Below are 15,179 nucleotides of genomic sequence, written 5' to 3'. Positions count from 1 at the left end.
GATCCTCGATGCCGAACACTGCCGCTGCGCTCGACCTGTTATTGCTGCCGACCTGGCTGGTACCCGTCGAACCCGCTGGCGTAGTCCTCAAGGAGCACGCCATCGGCATCCGCGAAGGGCGCATCGTATTTATCGGCCCACGCAGCGCAGCATTGAAGCTTGAGGCCCGCGAAGTACGGGAATTGCCGGACATGCTGCTCAGCCCGGGCCTGATCAATGCCCACGGCCATGCGGCCATGACGCTGTTCCGTGGCCTGGCCGATGACCTGCCCCTGATGACGTGGCTTGAAAACCACATCTGGCCCGCCGAAGCCAAGTGGGTCGATGAAGACTTCGTGCGTGACGGCACCGACCTGGCAATCGCCGAACAGATCAAAGGCGGCATCACCTGCTTCTCTGACATGTACTTCTTCCCCAAGGTTGCCAGCGAGCGCGTGCACAACAGCGGTATTCGCGCGCAAATTGCCATTCCGATCCTCGACTTCCCCATTCCCGGCGCCAGCACGGCGGACGAAGCCATTCGTCAGGGCGTGGAGCTGTTTGGCGACCTCAAGCACCATGAGCGCATCAGGATCACCTTCGGCCCCCATGCACCCTACACGGTGGGCGACGAAAACCTGGAGAAAATCCGCGTGATCGCCGAAGAGCTCGATGCCTCCATTCACATGCACGTGCATGAGACAGCTTTTGAAGTGCAGCAGTCGGTAGAACAGCGCGGCGAACGCCCGCTGGCCCGGCTCGCTCGCCTGGGACTGCTGGGGCCGCGCTTCCAGGCGGTGCACATGACCCAGATCAGCGATGAAGACCTGCAACTGCTGGTAGAAAGCAATACCAACGTTATTCACTGCCCCGAGTCGAACCTCAAGCTGGCCAGCGGATTCTGCCCGGTGGAGCGTTTATGGCAGGCGGGGGTCAATGTCGCCGTGGGTACCGATGGTGCCGCCAGCAACAATGACCTGGATCTGCTCGGCGAGACCCGCACCGCTGCGTTGCTGGCCAAGGCGGTCGCCGGCTCGGCCACCGCCCTGGATGCCCATCGTGCGCTGCGCATGGCCACGCTCAACGGCGCCCGGGCGCTGGGGATCGATGCCGAAGTGGGTTCGCTGGAAGTCGGCAAGGCGGCGGACATCGTGGCGTTCGATCTGTCCGGGCTGGCGCAACAACCCGTGTATGACCCGGTTTCGCAGCTTATATATGCCACCGGTCGCGACTGCGTGAAACACCTGTGGGTCGCCGGCAAGCAATTGCTCGACGACCGTCGCCTGACCCGCCTTGACGAAGAGCACCTGTGTGCCACCGCCAAGGCCTGGGGCCAGCGCATCAGCGGCCGCACCGAATCGTAAGCCCCCCGGAACAGATTCCGGGGCAACAGGATTTTTCAAGTTTAGAGGATTGAACCATGAGCAACGTCGACTACGCCGAAATCGCCAAATTCGAAGCCCTGGCCCATCGCTGGTGGGACCGCGAGAGCGAGTTCAAGCCGCTGCACGATATCAACCCGCTGCGGGTCAACTGGATTGACGAACGTGTCAACCTGGCCGGCAAGAAAGTCCTCGACGTCGGTTGCGGCGGCGGCATTCTCAGTGAGGCCATGGCCCAGCGCGGCGCGACGGTCATGGGCATCGACATGGGCGAAGCCCCGCTGGCAGTCGCTCAATTGCACCAGCTGGAATCGGGTGTCACCGTCGAATACCGGCAGATCACTGCCGAAGCCCTGGCCGAAGAAATGCCCGAGCAGTTCGACGTCGTTACCTGCCTGGAAATGCTCGAGCACGTACCGGATCCGTCGTCGGTGATCCGCGCCTGCTACCGCATGGTCAAGCCCGGCGGCCAGGTGTTCTTCTCCACCATCAACCGCAATCCCAAGGCCTACCTGTTCGCCATCGTCGGCGCCGAATACATCATGAAGCTGCTGCCTCGCGGCACCCATGACTTCAAGAAATTCATTCGCCCCTCGGAACTGGGTGCCTGGAGCCGCATGGCCGGCCTGACGGTCAAGGACATCATCGGCCTGACCTACAACCCGCTGACCAAGCACTACAAACTGGCTTCCGACGTGGACGTCAACTACATGATCCAGACCCTGCGCGAGGAGTAAGCCGATGCGTATCAGAGCGGTCCTTTTCGACATGGATGGCACGCTGCTCGACACCGCGCCGGACTTCATTGCCATTTGCCAGGCCATGCTCGCCGAGCGCGGCCTGCCGGCCATCAATGACAAGTACATCCGCGACGAAATCTCCGGTGGCGCCAAGGCGATGGTCGCAGCGACCTTTGCCATGGACCCGGAGGCGCCCGGCTTCGAAGCGCTGCGCCTGGAATTCCTCGAGCGCTACCTCAAGGGATGTGCGGTGCACAGCAAGCTGTTCGACGGCATGGGCGAGCTGCTGGCCGACATCGAGAAAGCCAACCTGATCTGGGGCGTGGTCACCAACAAGCCGGTGCGCTTCGCCGAGCCGATCATGCAGCAGCTGGGCCTGGCCGAGCGTTCGGCACTGCTGATCTGCCCGGATCACGTGAAGAACAGCAAGCCGGACCCGGAGCCGTTGATCCTTGCGTGCAAGATGCTCGACCTGGACCCGGCCAGCGTGCTGTTCGTGGGCGATGACCTGCGCGATATCGAGTCCGGCCGTGATGCCGGGACCCGCACCGCAGCAGTCACCTACGGCTACATTCATCCAGACGACAACCCGCGGCACTGGGGTGCGGATGTGGTGGTGGATCATCCGCTGGAGTTGCGCAAGGTACTTGATAGCGCCCTCTGCAGCTGTTGAAAGCTGGTTCCAGACTCTGGGGATGTGGTGTGAATGCTGACGCCTTCGCGGGCAAGCCCGCTCCCACAGGTTTTTGTTGGTGGATACGAAATGTGTGGCCACCTTCAATCCTTGTGGGAGAGGGCTTGCCCGCGATGGCCGCGCCGCGATCTGTTTTTGTTTTAGTCGAGGTTTTTTATGTTTGATTATTCCGCCCGCCCTGAATTGCTCAAGGACCGGGTCATTCTGGTCACCGGTGCAGGGCGCGGCATTGGCGCTGCGGCTGCGAAAACCTACGCAGCCCATGGCGCAACCGTACTGCTGCTGGGCAAGACCGAAGCCAACCTGACCCAGGTCTACGACGAGATCGAAGCCGCTGGCCACCCGCAACCGGCCGTCATCCCGTTCAACCTCGAAACCGCCCTGCCCCATCAATACGATGAACTGGCGGCGATGATCGAAACCGAGTTCGGCCACCTCGACGGCCTGCTGCACAACGCCTCGATCATTGGCCCGCGTACGCCGATCGAACAGCTGTCGGGCGAAAACTTCATGCGCGTCATGCAAGTCAACGTCAATGCCATGTTCATGCTTACCAGCACCCTGCTGCCGCTGCTCAAGCTGTCCCAGGACGCCTCGGTGGTGTTCACCTCCAGCAGCGTCGGGCGCAAGGGCCGGGCGTACTGGGGCGCTTACGGTGTGTCCAAGTTCGCCACCGAAGGCCTGATGCAAACGCTGGCCGACGAGGTCGATACCGTTGCACCGGTGCGTTCCAACAGCATCAACCCGGGCGCAACCCGCACCAGCATGCGCGCCCAGGCTTATCCTGGGGAAAACCCGCTGAACAACCCGACCCCCGAGGAGATCATGCCGGTCTATCTCTACCTGATGGGGCCGGACAGTTCGGGTATCAACGGGCAGGCCTTTAACGCCCAGTGATACCGCACGTCGCCTTGCGTGCCGCGCCGGCTTTTCGCCGCGGCACCTGTCGGGCCACGCAACTGAGCCTATTTTAAGTCAAACATCCGTCGCCGGTTCCTGACCAAACGCCTTAGCCAGCGGACAACCTGTTGATTTAAAGTAATTTTTATTCAAATGAACCGAATGGCATGAGTTTCGCTCTAATTTTGCTCAGACACGCGAGTGATAGCAGATAGGGGCAGGGCTCCAGTCGATAGGTTACTAATCGTCGGCAAAGCGGACTAGACTTGGCACAGATGTCCTACGGGACTGACGGATCAGTATGACGCGCAGCCCACAAGCCGCTCTCACCCAGCTTGTAAGACAGTCTTACTGCTCAGGGGCGCATGCAATATGAAATCACCTTCCCAGACCAACGCAATGGACTTCGACAGTGCCAAATTGCAACGCCTGGGCTTTGGTCAACAGCCACGGATTCTGGAAAGGCCCATCAGTCTTGCGCAAGTACGCCAGCAACTGGTGTTGCAACTGCAAACCAGCCTGGAGCCACAGCGCATACTCGGGCTCTTCTTCCGGGAGATCCAGCGACTCGTACCGCTCGATGCCTTGAGCTACCAGCACAAGGCCAGCGACCTGCGCCTGGAATTCGGCCAGCGCGGCCACCACTCCATCAGCTACAGCCTGAGCCATGAGGGCGAACATCTGGGCGAGCTGACGTTCCGCCGCAATCAGCGCTTCACCGAACAGGAGCAGGGCAACCTCGAATCACTGTTGTCTGCACTGCTGTTTCCGATGCGCAACGCCCTGCTCTACCGCGTGGCCACGCAGAGCGCCTTGCGTGATCCACTGACAGACACCGGCAACCGTGTCGCCATGGACCAGACGCTGCAGCGGGAAATCGACATGTCGCGCCGGCATTTGCAGCCGCTGTCGCTATTGATGCTGGACATCGACCATTTCAAGCGCATCAACGACACTCACGGGCACAGTGCGGGTGATGAAGTGCTCAAGGCCGTTGCTGCCTCGATCAAGGGCCAGTTGCGCAATGTGGACATGGTGTTCCGCTACGGCGGCGAGGAGTTTCTGATTCTGCTGTCCAACACCGGCCGTGAAGCGGCGGCCATGGTCGGCGAGCGCCTGCGTTTTGCCACCCAGGCCAAGGAGTACCTGGCGGACGGTAAATCCATTGAATTGACGGTGAGCCTCGGCTGTTCGACCTTGCTGCCCGGCGAATCCGCCGAGAGCCTGTTGCGCCGGGCCGATAGCGCGCTGTACGTGGCCAAGCGCGAAGGCCGTAACCGGCTGGCCATGGCCGGCTGAGTTCGCCTGCGGGCACGCTGATCACGCGGCCCGCGGCGACTGATTCAGCGCACCGCACCACGCAGCTCGCCCACCAGGTGTTGCAGCTTGGCCGGCTCGGCGTCCTCGACGGGCACTGCGGCCCCGGCCACCAGGGTCACCCTCGACCACAATCGACGAAATAACCCCTTGCCCGGATCGCGGCTGAAGAAACTCCCCCACAACCCCTGCAACGCCAGCGGAATCACCGGCACCGGCGTTTCTTCGAGTATGCGCGTCAAACCGCCCCTGAACTCGTTGATTTCGCCATCGACGGTCAGCTTGCCTTCCGGAAAGATGCACACCAGCTCGCCCTCCTTCAGGTATTGAGCAATGCGCGTGAAGGCCTTCTCGTAGATCTGGATATCTTCCTGGCGCCCGGCGATCGGGATCGTCCCGGCTGTGCGAAAGATGAAATTGAGCACCGGCAGGTTGTAGATCTTGTAGTACATCACAAAACGAATCGGCCGCCGTACCGCCCCGCCAATCAGCAAGGCGTCAACGAAGGACACGTGGTTGCACACCAGCAATGCCGCGCCTTCATCAGGAATCTGCTCCAGGTTGCGATGCTCGACGCGGTACATGGAATGGCTGAGCAGCCAGATCATGAAGCGCATGCTGAACTCGGGAACGATGCTGAAGATGTAGGCATTGACGCCGATGTTGAGCAGCGACACCACCAGGAACAGCTGCGGGATCGACAGCTCGACCATGCTCAGCAGAACGATCGAGACAATCGCCGAGACCACCATGAATAGCGCGTTGAGGATGTTGTTGGCAGCGATGACCCGCGCCCGCTCGTTCTCCGGCGTGCGCGACTGGATCAGCGCGTACAGCGGAACGATGTAAAAACCGCCAAATACGCCGAGTCCCAGGATGTCGATCAACACCAGCCAGGTATGGGCAAACCCCAACACTTCAAGCCAGCTGTGGCCCGTGACGCTGTCCGCAATCCCGCCGGAATGCCACCACAGCAACAGCCCGAACACCGTCAGGCCAAACGAGCCGAACGGCACCAGGCCGATCTCGACTTTGCGCCCCGAGAGCTTCTCGCACAGCATCGAGCCCAGCGCGATGCCCACCGAAAACACCGTCAGGATCAGCGTCACTACGGTCTCGTCGCCGTGCATCCATTCCTTGGCGTAAGCCGGGATCTGCGTCAGGTAGATCGCGCCGACAAACCAGAACCAGGAGTTGCCGACGATCGAACGCGACACCGCCGGAGTTTGCCCCAGGCCCAATTTCAAAGTCGCCCAGGACTGGCTGAAGATGTTCCAGTTCAGGCGCATCTGCGGGGATGACGCGGCAGCACGCGGAATGCTGCGACTGGCGAGGTAGCCGAGCACGGCCACGCCGATGATCGCGGTGGAAACAATCGGTGCGTAATGACTGGACGACATCATGATGCCGGCGCCGATGGTGCCCGCGAGAATCGCCAGGAAGGTGCCCATCTCCACTAGCCCGTTGCCGCCCACCAGCTCCTCATCACGCAAGGCCTGGGGCAGGATCGAGTATTTCACCGGACCAAACAGCGCGGAGTGAGTGCCCATGGCAAACAGCGCCAGCAGCATCAACCACAGGTGGTCGAACATGAAACCCACAGCGCCTACCGCCATGATGGCGATTTCCCCGAGCTTGATCAGGCGGATCAGCGCGTCTTTGGCAAACTTCTCGCCGAACTGGCCGGCCAGCGCCGAGAACAGGAAAAACGGCAGGATAAACAGCAACGCACACAGATTGACCCAGATCGAGCGATCGCCATCAATGGTCAACTTGTACAGGATGGCGAGGATCAGCGACTGTTTGAATATGTTGTCGTTGAATGCCCCAAGAGACTGTGTCACGAAAAACGGCAGGAAACGCCGGGTGCGCAGCAAGGTGAACTGTGAGGGATGACTCATCTTCCGTGTGTCCCCGTTATGATTTTGGGTAATGAGTGGCGTGCAAACCAGTGCATACAGTACTTGGAGTGACAAATCCTGATTCAGGCCACAAATTACCTGTGTTCGCCGTTTATTTCCTTAAACCTGCAATGCAAGGTGAGACAAACAGCTCGCCGCGCCACGCGCCTTGCACCGTGCGTTTACCGACGATCAGCCACATCACCGCGAGCATGGCCACCAGCAGGCAGCCGAACAGGCTGAAGAACATCAGGTTCAGGATGCTGGCCAGTTTCAAGGTGGCCAGGGCATACACGCCGAGGGGAAAGGTGAAGCCCCACCAGCCCAGGTTGAACGGAATGCCCGCACGCAGGTAGCGCACAGTTATCAGCAGCGCAATCAGCATCCACCACAGGCCGAACCCCCACAGCGTGATCCCGGCGATCAGGCCCAGGCCGGCAGCTATTTCCCCGATGCCGCCCATTGCATTGGCCGCGAAGATCGCCGGTGCATCGCCGCCCAGCAGCAACATGCCGAGCGCACCGGTACCAATGGGGCCCAGCGCCAGCCAGCTCGAAGCGGCCATGTTTTCGTGAGGCAGTTTATGCAGGGCCATGCGCAGCATCAGGATGGTCAGGATGCTGAAGGCCACTGGCAGGGAGAAGGCCCAGAGTACGTAGCTGGTCACCAGCACCACCAACTGCGAATGTGCGTCGCCCAGGTGCGGCGCGAGCAAGCCACCACTGGCCGCGGCCACCTCCGCCGCGACCACCGGCAACAGCCAGACGGCGGTCATCTGGTCGATACTGTGCTCTTGCCGGGTGAACATCATGTAGGGAATCAACACCCCGCACGCCAGCGCCATCGCTACGTCCAGCCACCACAGCGCCTCGGCCAGTTGAATCACGCCCTCACCCCAGCGCGGCAGGCCGAACACCAGGAAACCGTTGATGATGGTCGCCAGGCCCATGGGGATGGTGCCGAAGAACATCGATACCGTGGAATGCCCGAAGATGCGCCGCGCCTCGTGAAAAAACCACGTCCAGCGTGCCGCATACAGCACGGTGAACAACACGAACAAACCGATATTGAACAGCCACAGCGCTTCGGCTGCAGCGCGCAGGCCCGGCAGGTTAAATGGCAGCTGAGCAAGCGCCAGGGCCAATACGCCGGTGCCCATGGTGGCGGCGAACCAGTTCGGCGTGAACTGGCGAACGACTTCGCGGGGGTGCTGCAACTGAGTGAAGGGCTTGAGGGTGGTGCATGTCATGGCGAACTCCTGTCCTCTGGTGAGGTGGAATTCATGGTAGATCCGAATCGAATATCTATATAACGGGTAATATCTCTAACTGTTATCTGTTTTACAGATATAGGCCATACCGGTTACCGGACCTCGCTACACACTTTCACTGGCGGCTGGCGCACCAGCGCAAACAACGCCCCCAGCGCCAGTATTATCAATACCGCGCCATAGGCGTCGGTGGAGGCCACCAGGCCGAAGGTGCGAGTCAGGCTGCCGGCCAGCAACGCCGGCAGGCAGAACGCCAGATAGCTGAGCACGTAGAACGCCGACATCAACCCGGCCCGCTCGTGGGGCAAGGCCAGCGGTACGAGGCTGCGCACCGCGCCAAGAAAACCCGCGCCGAAACCGCACCCTGCCACCAGGGTGCCGACAAAGAACAGCGACAGGCTGGCAGTGTGCACGGCGATCAGGATCAACGCGACGCCGGCTGGCAGCAGGGTGGCGCCCAGTTGCAGCACCTTGTCGCCTGGCCGATTGCGCAGGCAGTAGATCATCAGGGCTCCGGTCACCGTCAATGCCGCAACTGTCGCACCGCCGATCAGGTTCGACGTGGAGCCGGTCGCGGTGCGCACCAGCGAAGGGGCCAGGGATGCGTAGAAACCACCGAGGGCCCAGACCGCTGTGTTGATCGGCAACACCATCCACAAGGTGCGCCGGGCCTGGGGCGGTACATGCAGGGTCGGTCGCAACGAGGCCCAAGCGCCCGGTTGCCGGCTGACGCTTTCCGGCAAACGCCAGACATACAGCGCCTGCAGCACGAACATCACCAGCAACAGCCAATAGGTGAGCTGCAATGGCAGCGGCGCAAACTCAGCCAGCAGGCCACATCCCATTGCCCCCATTGCCATTCCCAGCAGCGGCGCAACACTGTTGATCAGCGGCCCCTGCTGTCGATTGGCATCCAGCAATGCGGCGCTCAACACCGCCGTGGCCATGCCGGTGGCGAAGCCCTGCAAGACGCGGGCGGCAATCAACCAGGCAACCGAGTCGGCCTTGATAAACAGCAGCATCGCGAGGATGTTCAGCATCACGGCGGTAAAAATCACCGGCTTGCGCCCCAGGAAATCCGATAGCGACCCCACGGTGAGCAACGCGACGAGCAAACTGATGGCGTAGACCCCGAAAATCACGGTCAAGGTAGCCGCTGAAAAATGCAGATGCTCCTGATACAGGTGATAAAGCGGCGTTGGCGCAGTGGAAGCGGCGAGAAAACTGAGTAAGGTGAACGCCAGAAACCACAGGCTGGAACGGTTGGACGTTGTACCGGGCATGCTATATCTCCGCAAAAGCTAATATTTTGCTTTTGCGGAGTGTGCGGCTGGCTGGCGCTTAAAGCAAATTCTTTGTGTTAAGGTCCGATGCATGGCTATTAAAGAAGGTTTACGTCCCGGTGGCCGCAGTGCCCGGGTGCAGGAGTCGATTCATTCGGCGGTCCGCGAACTCCTGGAAACACACCAACGCTCGACCCTGACCGTACCGCAGATCGCTGCGCGCGCCGGTGTCACGCCGTCAACGATTTACCGGCGCTGGGGCGATCTGTCCGTGTTGCTGGCCGACGTCGCCCTGGCACGCATGCAGCCCGATGGCGAGCCGGCCAACACCGGCAGCCTGCTCGGTGACGTGCGAGCCTGGGCCGAGCAATATCTGGACGAGATGAGCTCCGAACCGGGCCGCAACATGCTGCGCGATGTCCAGTGCAGCCAGACCCCGGGTTATTGCGTGACGATCATCGGCGCCCAGTTACAGGCCATTCTGGATCGTTACCCCGATCAGCCCGGGCCGAGCGTTGATCGGCTGATCAATTTGCTGGCGGCACCGACCGTGTTTCGCATCCTGTTTTCAGCGGCGGCGCTGGAGGTGGAGGAGTTGCATCAGTTGGTTGATATTGCGCTGGGGCAGTGACACGGGCCTGCATACGGACTGCGACACCCCGCCACGCCACGACCTTGGTCGACACTGACTAACCCCTTGCATCGTGCGAGACTGTCTGACCGGGATGGAGTCCCGGATGTCTTTGCCCTGGAGTTCTCATGTCGCTGTCCAGCGGGCTGATCGCCGCCGTCGCCCTGGCCTATATGGCCATCATGTTTGCCATCGCCTTCTACGGCGACCGTCGCGCCACGCCGCTGCCGCCGCGGGTGCGTGCCTGGGTCTATAGCCTGTCGCTGGCGGTGTACTGCACCAGCTGGACGTTCTTCGGCGCCGTGGGCCAGGCCGCCGAACAGCTCTGGTCATTCCTGCCGATCTACCTCGGGCCGATTCTGCTGCTGGTGTGCGCGCCGTGGGTGCTGCAGAAGATGGTGATGATCAGCAAGCAGGAGAACATCACCTCCATTGCCGACTTCATCGCCGCGCGTTATGGCAAATCCCAATCCCTGGCGGTAGTGGTGGCGTTGATCTGCCTGGTCGGGGTATTGCCCTACATCGCCCTGCAGCTCAAGGGCATCGTGCTCGGCGTGAACCTGCTGATCGGCGCCGGCGCCGACGCCATGGGCGTGCGGGCCCAGGACACGGCACTGATCGTGTCACTGGTGCTGGCACTGTTCACCATTGTGTTCGGCACTCGCAACCTCGACGCCACCGAACACCACCGCGGCATGGTGCTGGCCATTGCCTTTGAATCGCTGGTCAAGCTGTTCGCCTTCCTCGCGGTGGGTGCGTTCGTGACTTATGGTTTGTACGACGGTTTCGAAGACCTGTTTGACCAGGCCATGCTGGCCCCCCGCCTGGAGCAGTACTGGAAGGAGACGATCAACTGGCCATCGATGATCGTGCAGACCGGGGTGGCGATGATGGCGATCATCTGCCTGCCCAGGCAATTCCACGTGACCGTAGTGGAAAACATCGACCCGCAGGATCTGCGCCTGGCCAAGTGGGTGTTTCCGGCCTATCTGGCCCTGGCCGCGCTGTTTGTCGTGCCGATCGCCCTGGCCGGGCAGATGCTGCTGCCCAGCTCGGTGCTGCCGGATTCGTTCGTTATCAGCCTGCCGCTGGCCCAGGCACACCCTGCCCTGGCGCTGCTGGCGTTTATTGGCGGTGCCTCGGCGGCGACCGGTATGGTGATCGTGGCGAGTGTCGCGCTGTCGACCATGGTTTCCAACGACATGCTGTTGCCATGGTTGCTGCGGCGCAACAATGCCGAGCGCCCGTTCGAAGTGTTCCGCCAGTGGATGCTGTCGGTACGCCGGGTCAGCATTGTGGTGATCCTGCTGCTGGCGTATGTCAGCTATCGCCTGCTGGGCTCCACCGCGAGCCTGGCGACCATCGGCCAGATCGCTTTTGCCGCCGTGACCCAACTGGCCCCCGCCATGCTGGGCGCACTTTACTGGAAGCAGGCCAACCGCCGCGGCGTCTTCGCCGGCCTGGCCGCCGGCACCTTTCTCTGGTTCTACACCCTGGTGCTGCCGATCGCGGCGCACAGCCTGGGCTGGTCGCTGAGTACCTTCCCCGGCCTGGCCTGGCTGCAGAGCAATCCGCTGAATCTGCCCATCACTCCACTGACTCAAGGGGTGGTGCTGTCGCTGGTGGGCAACTTCACGTTATTCGCCTGGGTCTCGGTACTGTCGCGCACACGGGTGTCCGAACACTGGCAGGCCGGTCGATTCATTGGCCAGGAAATCAGCGCCCGGCCAAGCGCACGCTCGATGCTGGCGGTGCAGATCGAAGACCTGCTGCAGCTCGCCGCACGCTTTGTCGGTGAGGAACGTGCCCGCCAGAGTTTCATCCGCTTCGCCTATCGCCAGGGCAAAGGCTTCAACCCGAACCAGAATGCCGACGGCGAGTGGATCGCCCACACCGAGCGCTTGCTGGCGGGCGTGCTGGGTGCCTCGTCGACTCGCGCCGTGGTGAAAGCGGCGATCGAAGGCCGCGAGATGCAACTCGAGGATGTCGTCCGGATCGCCGACGAAGCCTCCGAAGTCCTGCAATTCAACCGTGCGTTGCTGCAAGGCGCGATCGAGAACATCACCCAGGGCATCAGCGTGGTCGACCAGTCGCTGAAGCTGGTGGCGTGGAACCGGCGCTACCTCGAACTGTTCAACTACCCGGACGGTTTGATCAGCGTCGGCCGGCCGATTGCCGACATCATTCGGCACAACGCCGAGCGCGGCCTGTGTGGCCCGGGCGAAGCTGAAGTGCACGTCGCCCGCCGCCTGCACTGGATGCGCCAGGGCCGCGCCCACACGTCCGAGCGGCTGTTTCCGAATGGCCGGGTGATCGAGTTGATCGGCAACCCGATGCCCGGTGGCGGCTTCGTCATGAGTTTCACCGACATCACCGCGTTCCGTGAGGCCGAACAGGCGCTGACCGAAGCCAATGAAGGCCTGGAACGCCGGGTGACCGAACGCACCCACGAACTGTCGCAACTCAACGTCGCCCTCACCGAGGCCAAAGGTACCGCCGAGTCTGCCAACCAGTCCAAGACGCGCTTTCTCGCGGCAGTCAGTCACGACCTGATGCAGCCGCTGAACGCCGCACGACTGTTCTCCGCCGCCCTCTCCCACCAGGATGACGGCCTGTCCAGCGAAGCACAGAAACTGGTACAGCACCTGGACACCTCGTTGCGCTCTGCCGAAGACCTGATCAGCGACTTGCTGGACATTTCCCGCCTGGAAAACGGCAAGATCAACTCCGATTCGAAGCCGTTCGAGCTCAATGAGCTGTTCGACGTGCTGGGTGCGGAGTTCAAGGCACTCGCCAGGGACCAAGGCCTGAAATTCCGCGTGCGCGGCAGCAAGTTGCGGGTCGAAAGCGACATCAAATTGCTGCGGCGCATTTTGCAGAATTTCCTTACCAACGCTTTCCGTTATGCCAAAGGCCCGGTGCTGCTGGGCGTCCGCCGACGCCAGGGCGAGGTGTGGCTGGAGGTCTGGGATCGCGGGCCGGGCATTGCCGAGGACAAGCAGAAGGTCATTTTTGAAGAATTCAAACGCCTGGACAGCCATCAGACTCGCGCCGAGAAAGGCCTGGGCCTGGGCCTGGCGATTGCCGACGGCCTGTGTCGGGTTTTAGGCCATCGCCTGCAAGTGCGTTCACGGCCGGGGCGTGGCAGTGTGTTCAGCGTGTGCGTGCCTCTGGCCCGGGCGCAGGCGGCGTTGCCGGTCAAGACTGCCGAGCTTAACGGCAAATTGTTGAGTGGCGCCCAAGTGCTCTGCGTCGACAACGAGGACAGCATCCTTATCGGCATGAACAGCCTGCTGACCCGCTGGGGCTGCCAGGTGTGGACTGCGCGCAATCGCGATGAGTGCGCGACCCTGCTCAGCGAAGGGATGCGCCCGCAACTGGCGCTGGTCGATTACCACCTGGACGACGGCGAAACCGGCACCGAATTGATGGCCTGGCTACGCACTCGTCTGGGCGAGCCGGTGCCGGGGGTGGTGATTAGCGCCGATGGTCGACCGGAGATGGTCGCCCAGGTGCATGCGGCGGGGCTTGGGTACCTGGCCAAACCGGTTAAGCCGGCGGCGCTCAGGGCGTTGTTGAGCAAGCATTTGCCGCTTTAAAAAGATCGTCCGAACGCGGACGATCTTTGTCCTATTCCGGCAACTCCGCCAACCCATCCACATCCGTCATCGCCCGCTCCAGCAGATCCGCCGGCAGGCTCTTGCTCGCCCGCGCGCCCAGCAACTTCAGCTGCTCACTGCGACTGACCAGGTTGCCCCGGCCCTCTGTCAGCTTGTTGCGCGCCGAGCTGTAGGCCTTGTCCAACTGTTGCAGGCGATTGCCGACCTCGTCCAGGTCCTGGATGAACAATACGAACTTGTCATACAGCCAACCGGCCCGCTCGGCGATTTCCCGCGCGTTCTGGCTCTGGCGCTCCTGTTTCCACAGGCTGTCGATCACTCGCAGAGTCGCCAGCAAGGTGGTCGGGCTGACGATCACAATGTTGCGGTCGAATGCTTCCTGGAACAACGTCGGCTCCGCTTGCAGCGCCGCCGAGAACGCCGCTTCGATCGGCACGAACAGCAACACGAAATCCAGGCTGTGCAAGCCGTCGAGACGCTTGTAGTCCTTGCCAGACAAGCCTTTGACATGGGTGCGCAGGGACAGCACATGTTGCTTGAGGGCGATCTGGCCGATGGCCTCATCATCAGCCGCCACGTACTGCTGGTAAGCCGTCAGGCTGACCTTGGAGTCGACCACCACCTGCTTGTCGCCCGGCAAGTAGATGATGACGTCCGGCTGGAACCGCTCGCCGTCAGGCCCTTTGAGCGTGACCTGGGTCTGGTACTCGCGGCCTTTCTCCAGGCCCGCGTGTTCCAGCACCCGCTCAAGGATCAGCTCACCCCAGTTGCCCTGGGTTTTCTGCCCCTTGAGTGCGCGGGTCAGGTTGGTGGCTTCGTCGCTCAACCGCAGGTTCAACTGCTGCAGGCGCTCCAGCTCCTTGGCCAGCGAGAAACGCTCCCGCGCCTCAGCCTGGTAGCTTTCTTCGACACGCTTTTCGAATGACTGGATGCGCTCTTTCAGCGGATCCAGCAACTGGCCCAGGCGCTGCTGGCTGGTCTCGGCGAACCGCTGCTCGCGCTCATCGAAGATCTTGCCCGCCAGTTCGGCGAACTGGGCACGCAACTCATCCCGCGAGCCCTGGAGGTCGCTGAGCCGTTGCTGATGGCTTTCCTGTTGTTCGCGCAGCTCTGCATGCAGGGAAGCGGCTTGGGCGTCGAGACGGCGCAGCTCAGCCTCTTTGCCAGCACGCTCGATGTTCCAGGCATGCGCGGCGTCCCGGGCGTCGTCGCGCTCGACCTGCAACAGTTCGACTTCGCGGCGCAGCGCGGCCAGCTCGGCCTGCCTGGACGTGTTGATCTGACTGAGGTCAGCGATTTCATCGCGACTGGTTTCCAGCTGGGCGTTCAGGCCGTCCTGCGCCAGCAGGGACATCGCCAGCCGCTCCTGCAGCAATGCCACTTGCGCCTGCGTCACGCTGGCGCGGCGCTGCAATTGCCAGGCTAATACCAACAACGGCAGGGCAGCCCCCGCAAGACCAAG

The 15,179-nt window shown here is 61.9% G+C and carries 11 protein-coding genes; 7 read left to right on the top strand and 4 right to left on the bottom strand.

The features are described from left to right. The first annotated feature begins 8 nt into the window (after positions 1-8). The 5 genes from EQV97_RS23070 (at position 9) to EQV97_RS23050 (ending at position 4,994) form a co-directional block, all read left to right on the top strand. Positions 9-1,343: a TRZ/ATZ family hydrolase gene (locus tag EQV97_RS23070; protein ID WP_240890124.1), complete on the top strand. Its 1,335-nt coding sequence runs from the start codon at positions 9-11 to the stop codon at positions 1,341-1,343. Between the two features lie 56 nt (positions 1,344-1,399). Further along, a complete protein-coding gene (ubiG, locus tag EQV97_RS23065) occupies positions 1,400-2,098 on the top strand; it encodes a bifunctional 2-polyprenyl-6-hydroxyphenol methylase/3-demethylubiquinol 3-O-methyltransferase UbiG (RefSeq protein ID WP_045060585.1) in 699 nt (232 codons plus the stop codon). Between the two features lie 4 nt (positions 2,099-2,102). Further along, positions 2,103-2,774 carry an N-acetylmuramic acid 6-phosphate phosphatase MupP gene (gene mupP / locus EQV97_RS23060; RefSeq protein WP_122838019.1) on the top strand — a complete coding sequence of 224 codons (672 nt, stop codon included), beginning with the start codon at positions 2,103-2,105 and terminating at the stop codon, positions 2,772-2,774. 177 nt (positions 2,775-2,951) lie between these two features. Further along, positions 2,952-3,692, top strand: coding sequence for a YciK family oxidoreductase (locus EQV97_RS23055; RefSeq protein ID WP_225569105.1), 741 nt, complete (start codon positions 2,952-2,954; stop codon positions 3,690-3,692). A gap of 375 nt (positions 3,693-4,067) precedes the next feature. After that, positions 4,068-4,994, top strand: coding sequence for a GGDEF domain-containing protein (locus EQV97_RS23050; RefSeq protein ID WP_240890123.1), 927 nt, complete (start codon positions 4,068-4,070; stop codon positions 4,992-4,994). A gap of 44 nt (positions 4,995-5,038) precedes the next feature. Here EQV97_RS23050 and EQV97_RS23045 read toward each other — a convergent pair whose 3' ends face one another. The 3 genes from EQV97_RS23045 to EQV97_RS23035 all read right to left on the bottom strand — a co-directional run bounded on the left by EQV97_RS23045 (position 5,039) and on the right by EQV97_RS23035 (position 9,466). Continuing rightward, complete coding sequence (locus EQV97_RS23045) at positions 5,039-6,913, bottom strand: MFS transporter (protein ID WP_240890122.1); 1,875 nt, start codon at positions 6,911-6,913, stop codon at positions 5,039-5,041. Between the two features lie 112 nt (positions 6,914-7,025). Then, positions 7,026-8,162, bottom strand: coding sequence for a TDT family transporter (locus EQV97_RS23040; protein WP_240890121.1), 1,137 nt, complete (start codon positions 8,160-8,162; stop codon positions 7,026-7,028). Between the two features lie 113 nt (positions 8,163-8,275). Continuing rightward, positions 8,276-9,466 (bottom strand): MFS transporter, encoded by a 1,191-nt coding sequence (locus EQV97_RS23035; protein WP_240890120.1) that lies wholly within the window; start codon positions 9,464-9,466, stop codon positions 8,276-8,278. 91 nt (positions 9,467-9,557) lie between these two features. Here EQV97_RS23035 and EQV97_RS23030 point away from each other — a divergent pair, with 91 nt between their 5' ends. Continuing rightward, positions 9,558-10,097: a TetR/AcrR family transcriptional regulator gene (locus EQV97_RS23030; RefSeq protein ID WP_122838013.1), complete on the top strand. Its 540-nt coding sequence runs from the start codon at positions 9,558-9,560 to the stop codon at positions 10,095-10,097. Between the two features lie 128 nt (positions 10,098-10,225). Then, entirely contained in the window at positions 10,226-13,696 is a 3,471-nt protein-coding gene (locus EQV97_RS23025; protein WP_240890119.1) for a PAS domain-containing hybrid sensor histidine kinase/response regulator, read from the top strand. 31 nt (positions 13,697-13,727) lie between these two features. Here the strand turns inward: EQV97_RS23025 and rmuC are convergent, their stop codons facing one another. Beyond that, on the bottom strand, positions 13,728-15,092 hold the full coding sequence (gene rmuC / locus EQV97_RS23020; RefSeq protein WP_163019378.1) for a DNA recombination protein RmuC: 1,365 nt from the start codon (positions 15,090-15,092) through the stop codon (positions 13,728-13,730). Positions 15,093-15,179: the final 87 nt, after the last annotated feature.

The sequence above is a fragment of the Pseudomonas sp. TMW22090 genome, assembly GCF_022496665.1.
GTDB classification, from domain to species: domain Bacteria; phylum Pseudomonadota; class Gammaproteobacteria; order Pseudomonadales; family Pseudomonadaceae; genus Aquipseudomonas; species Aquipseudomonas gregormendelii.
Note: the sequence above shows the minus strand (reverse complement) of the source record. Positions and strands in the feature narration are given on the sequence as shown.

Excerpts from the sequence above, each read along its gene's own strand:
- EQV97_RS23070 (WP_240890124.1), top strand. The coding sequence starts at position 9 with ATGCCGAACACTGCCGCTGCGCTCGACCTGTTATTGCTGCCGACCTGG.
- ubiG (WP_045060585.1), top strand. The coding sequence starts at position 1,400 with ATGAGCAACGTCGACTACGCCGAAATCGCCAAATTCGAAGCCCTGGCC.
- mupP (WP_122838019.1), top strand. The coding sequence starts at position 2,103 with ATGCGTATCAGAGCGGTCCTTTTCGACATGGATGGCACGCTGCTCGAC.
- EQV97_RS23055 (WP_225569105.1), top strand. The coding sequence starts at position 2,952 with ATGTTTGATTATTCCGCCCGCCCTGAATTGCTCAAGGACCGGGTCATT.
- EQV97_RS23050 (WP_240890123.1), top strand. The coding sequence starts at position 4,068 with ATGAAATCACCTTCCCAGACCAACGCAATGGACTTCGACAGTGCCAAA.
- EQV97_RS23045 (WP_240890122.1), bottom strand. The coding sequence starts at position 6,913 with ATGAGTCATCCCTCACAGTTCACCTTGCTGCGCACCCGGCGTTTCCTG.
- EQV97_RS23040 (WP_240890121.1), bottom strand. The coding sequence starts at position 8,162 with ATGACATGCACCACCCTCAAGCCCTTCACTCAGTTGCAGCACCCCCGC.
- EQV97_RS23035 (WP_240890120.1), bottom strand. The coding sequence starts at position 9,466 with ATGCCCGGTACAACGTCCAACCGTTCCAGCCTGTGGTTTCTGGCGTTC.
- EQV97_RS23030 (WP_122838013.1), top strand. The coding sequence starts at position 9,558 with ATGGCTATTAAAGAAGGTTTACGTCCCGGTGGCCGCAGTGCCCGGGTG.
- EQV97_RS23025 (WP_240890119.1), top strand. The coding sequence starts at position 10,226 with ATGTCGCTGTCCAGCGGGCTGATCGCCGCCGTCGCCCTGGCCTATATG.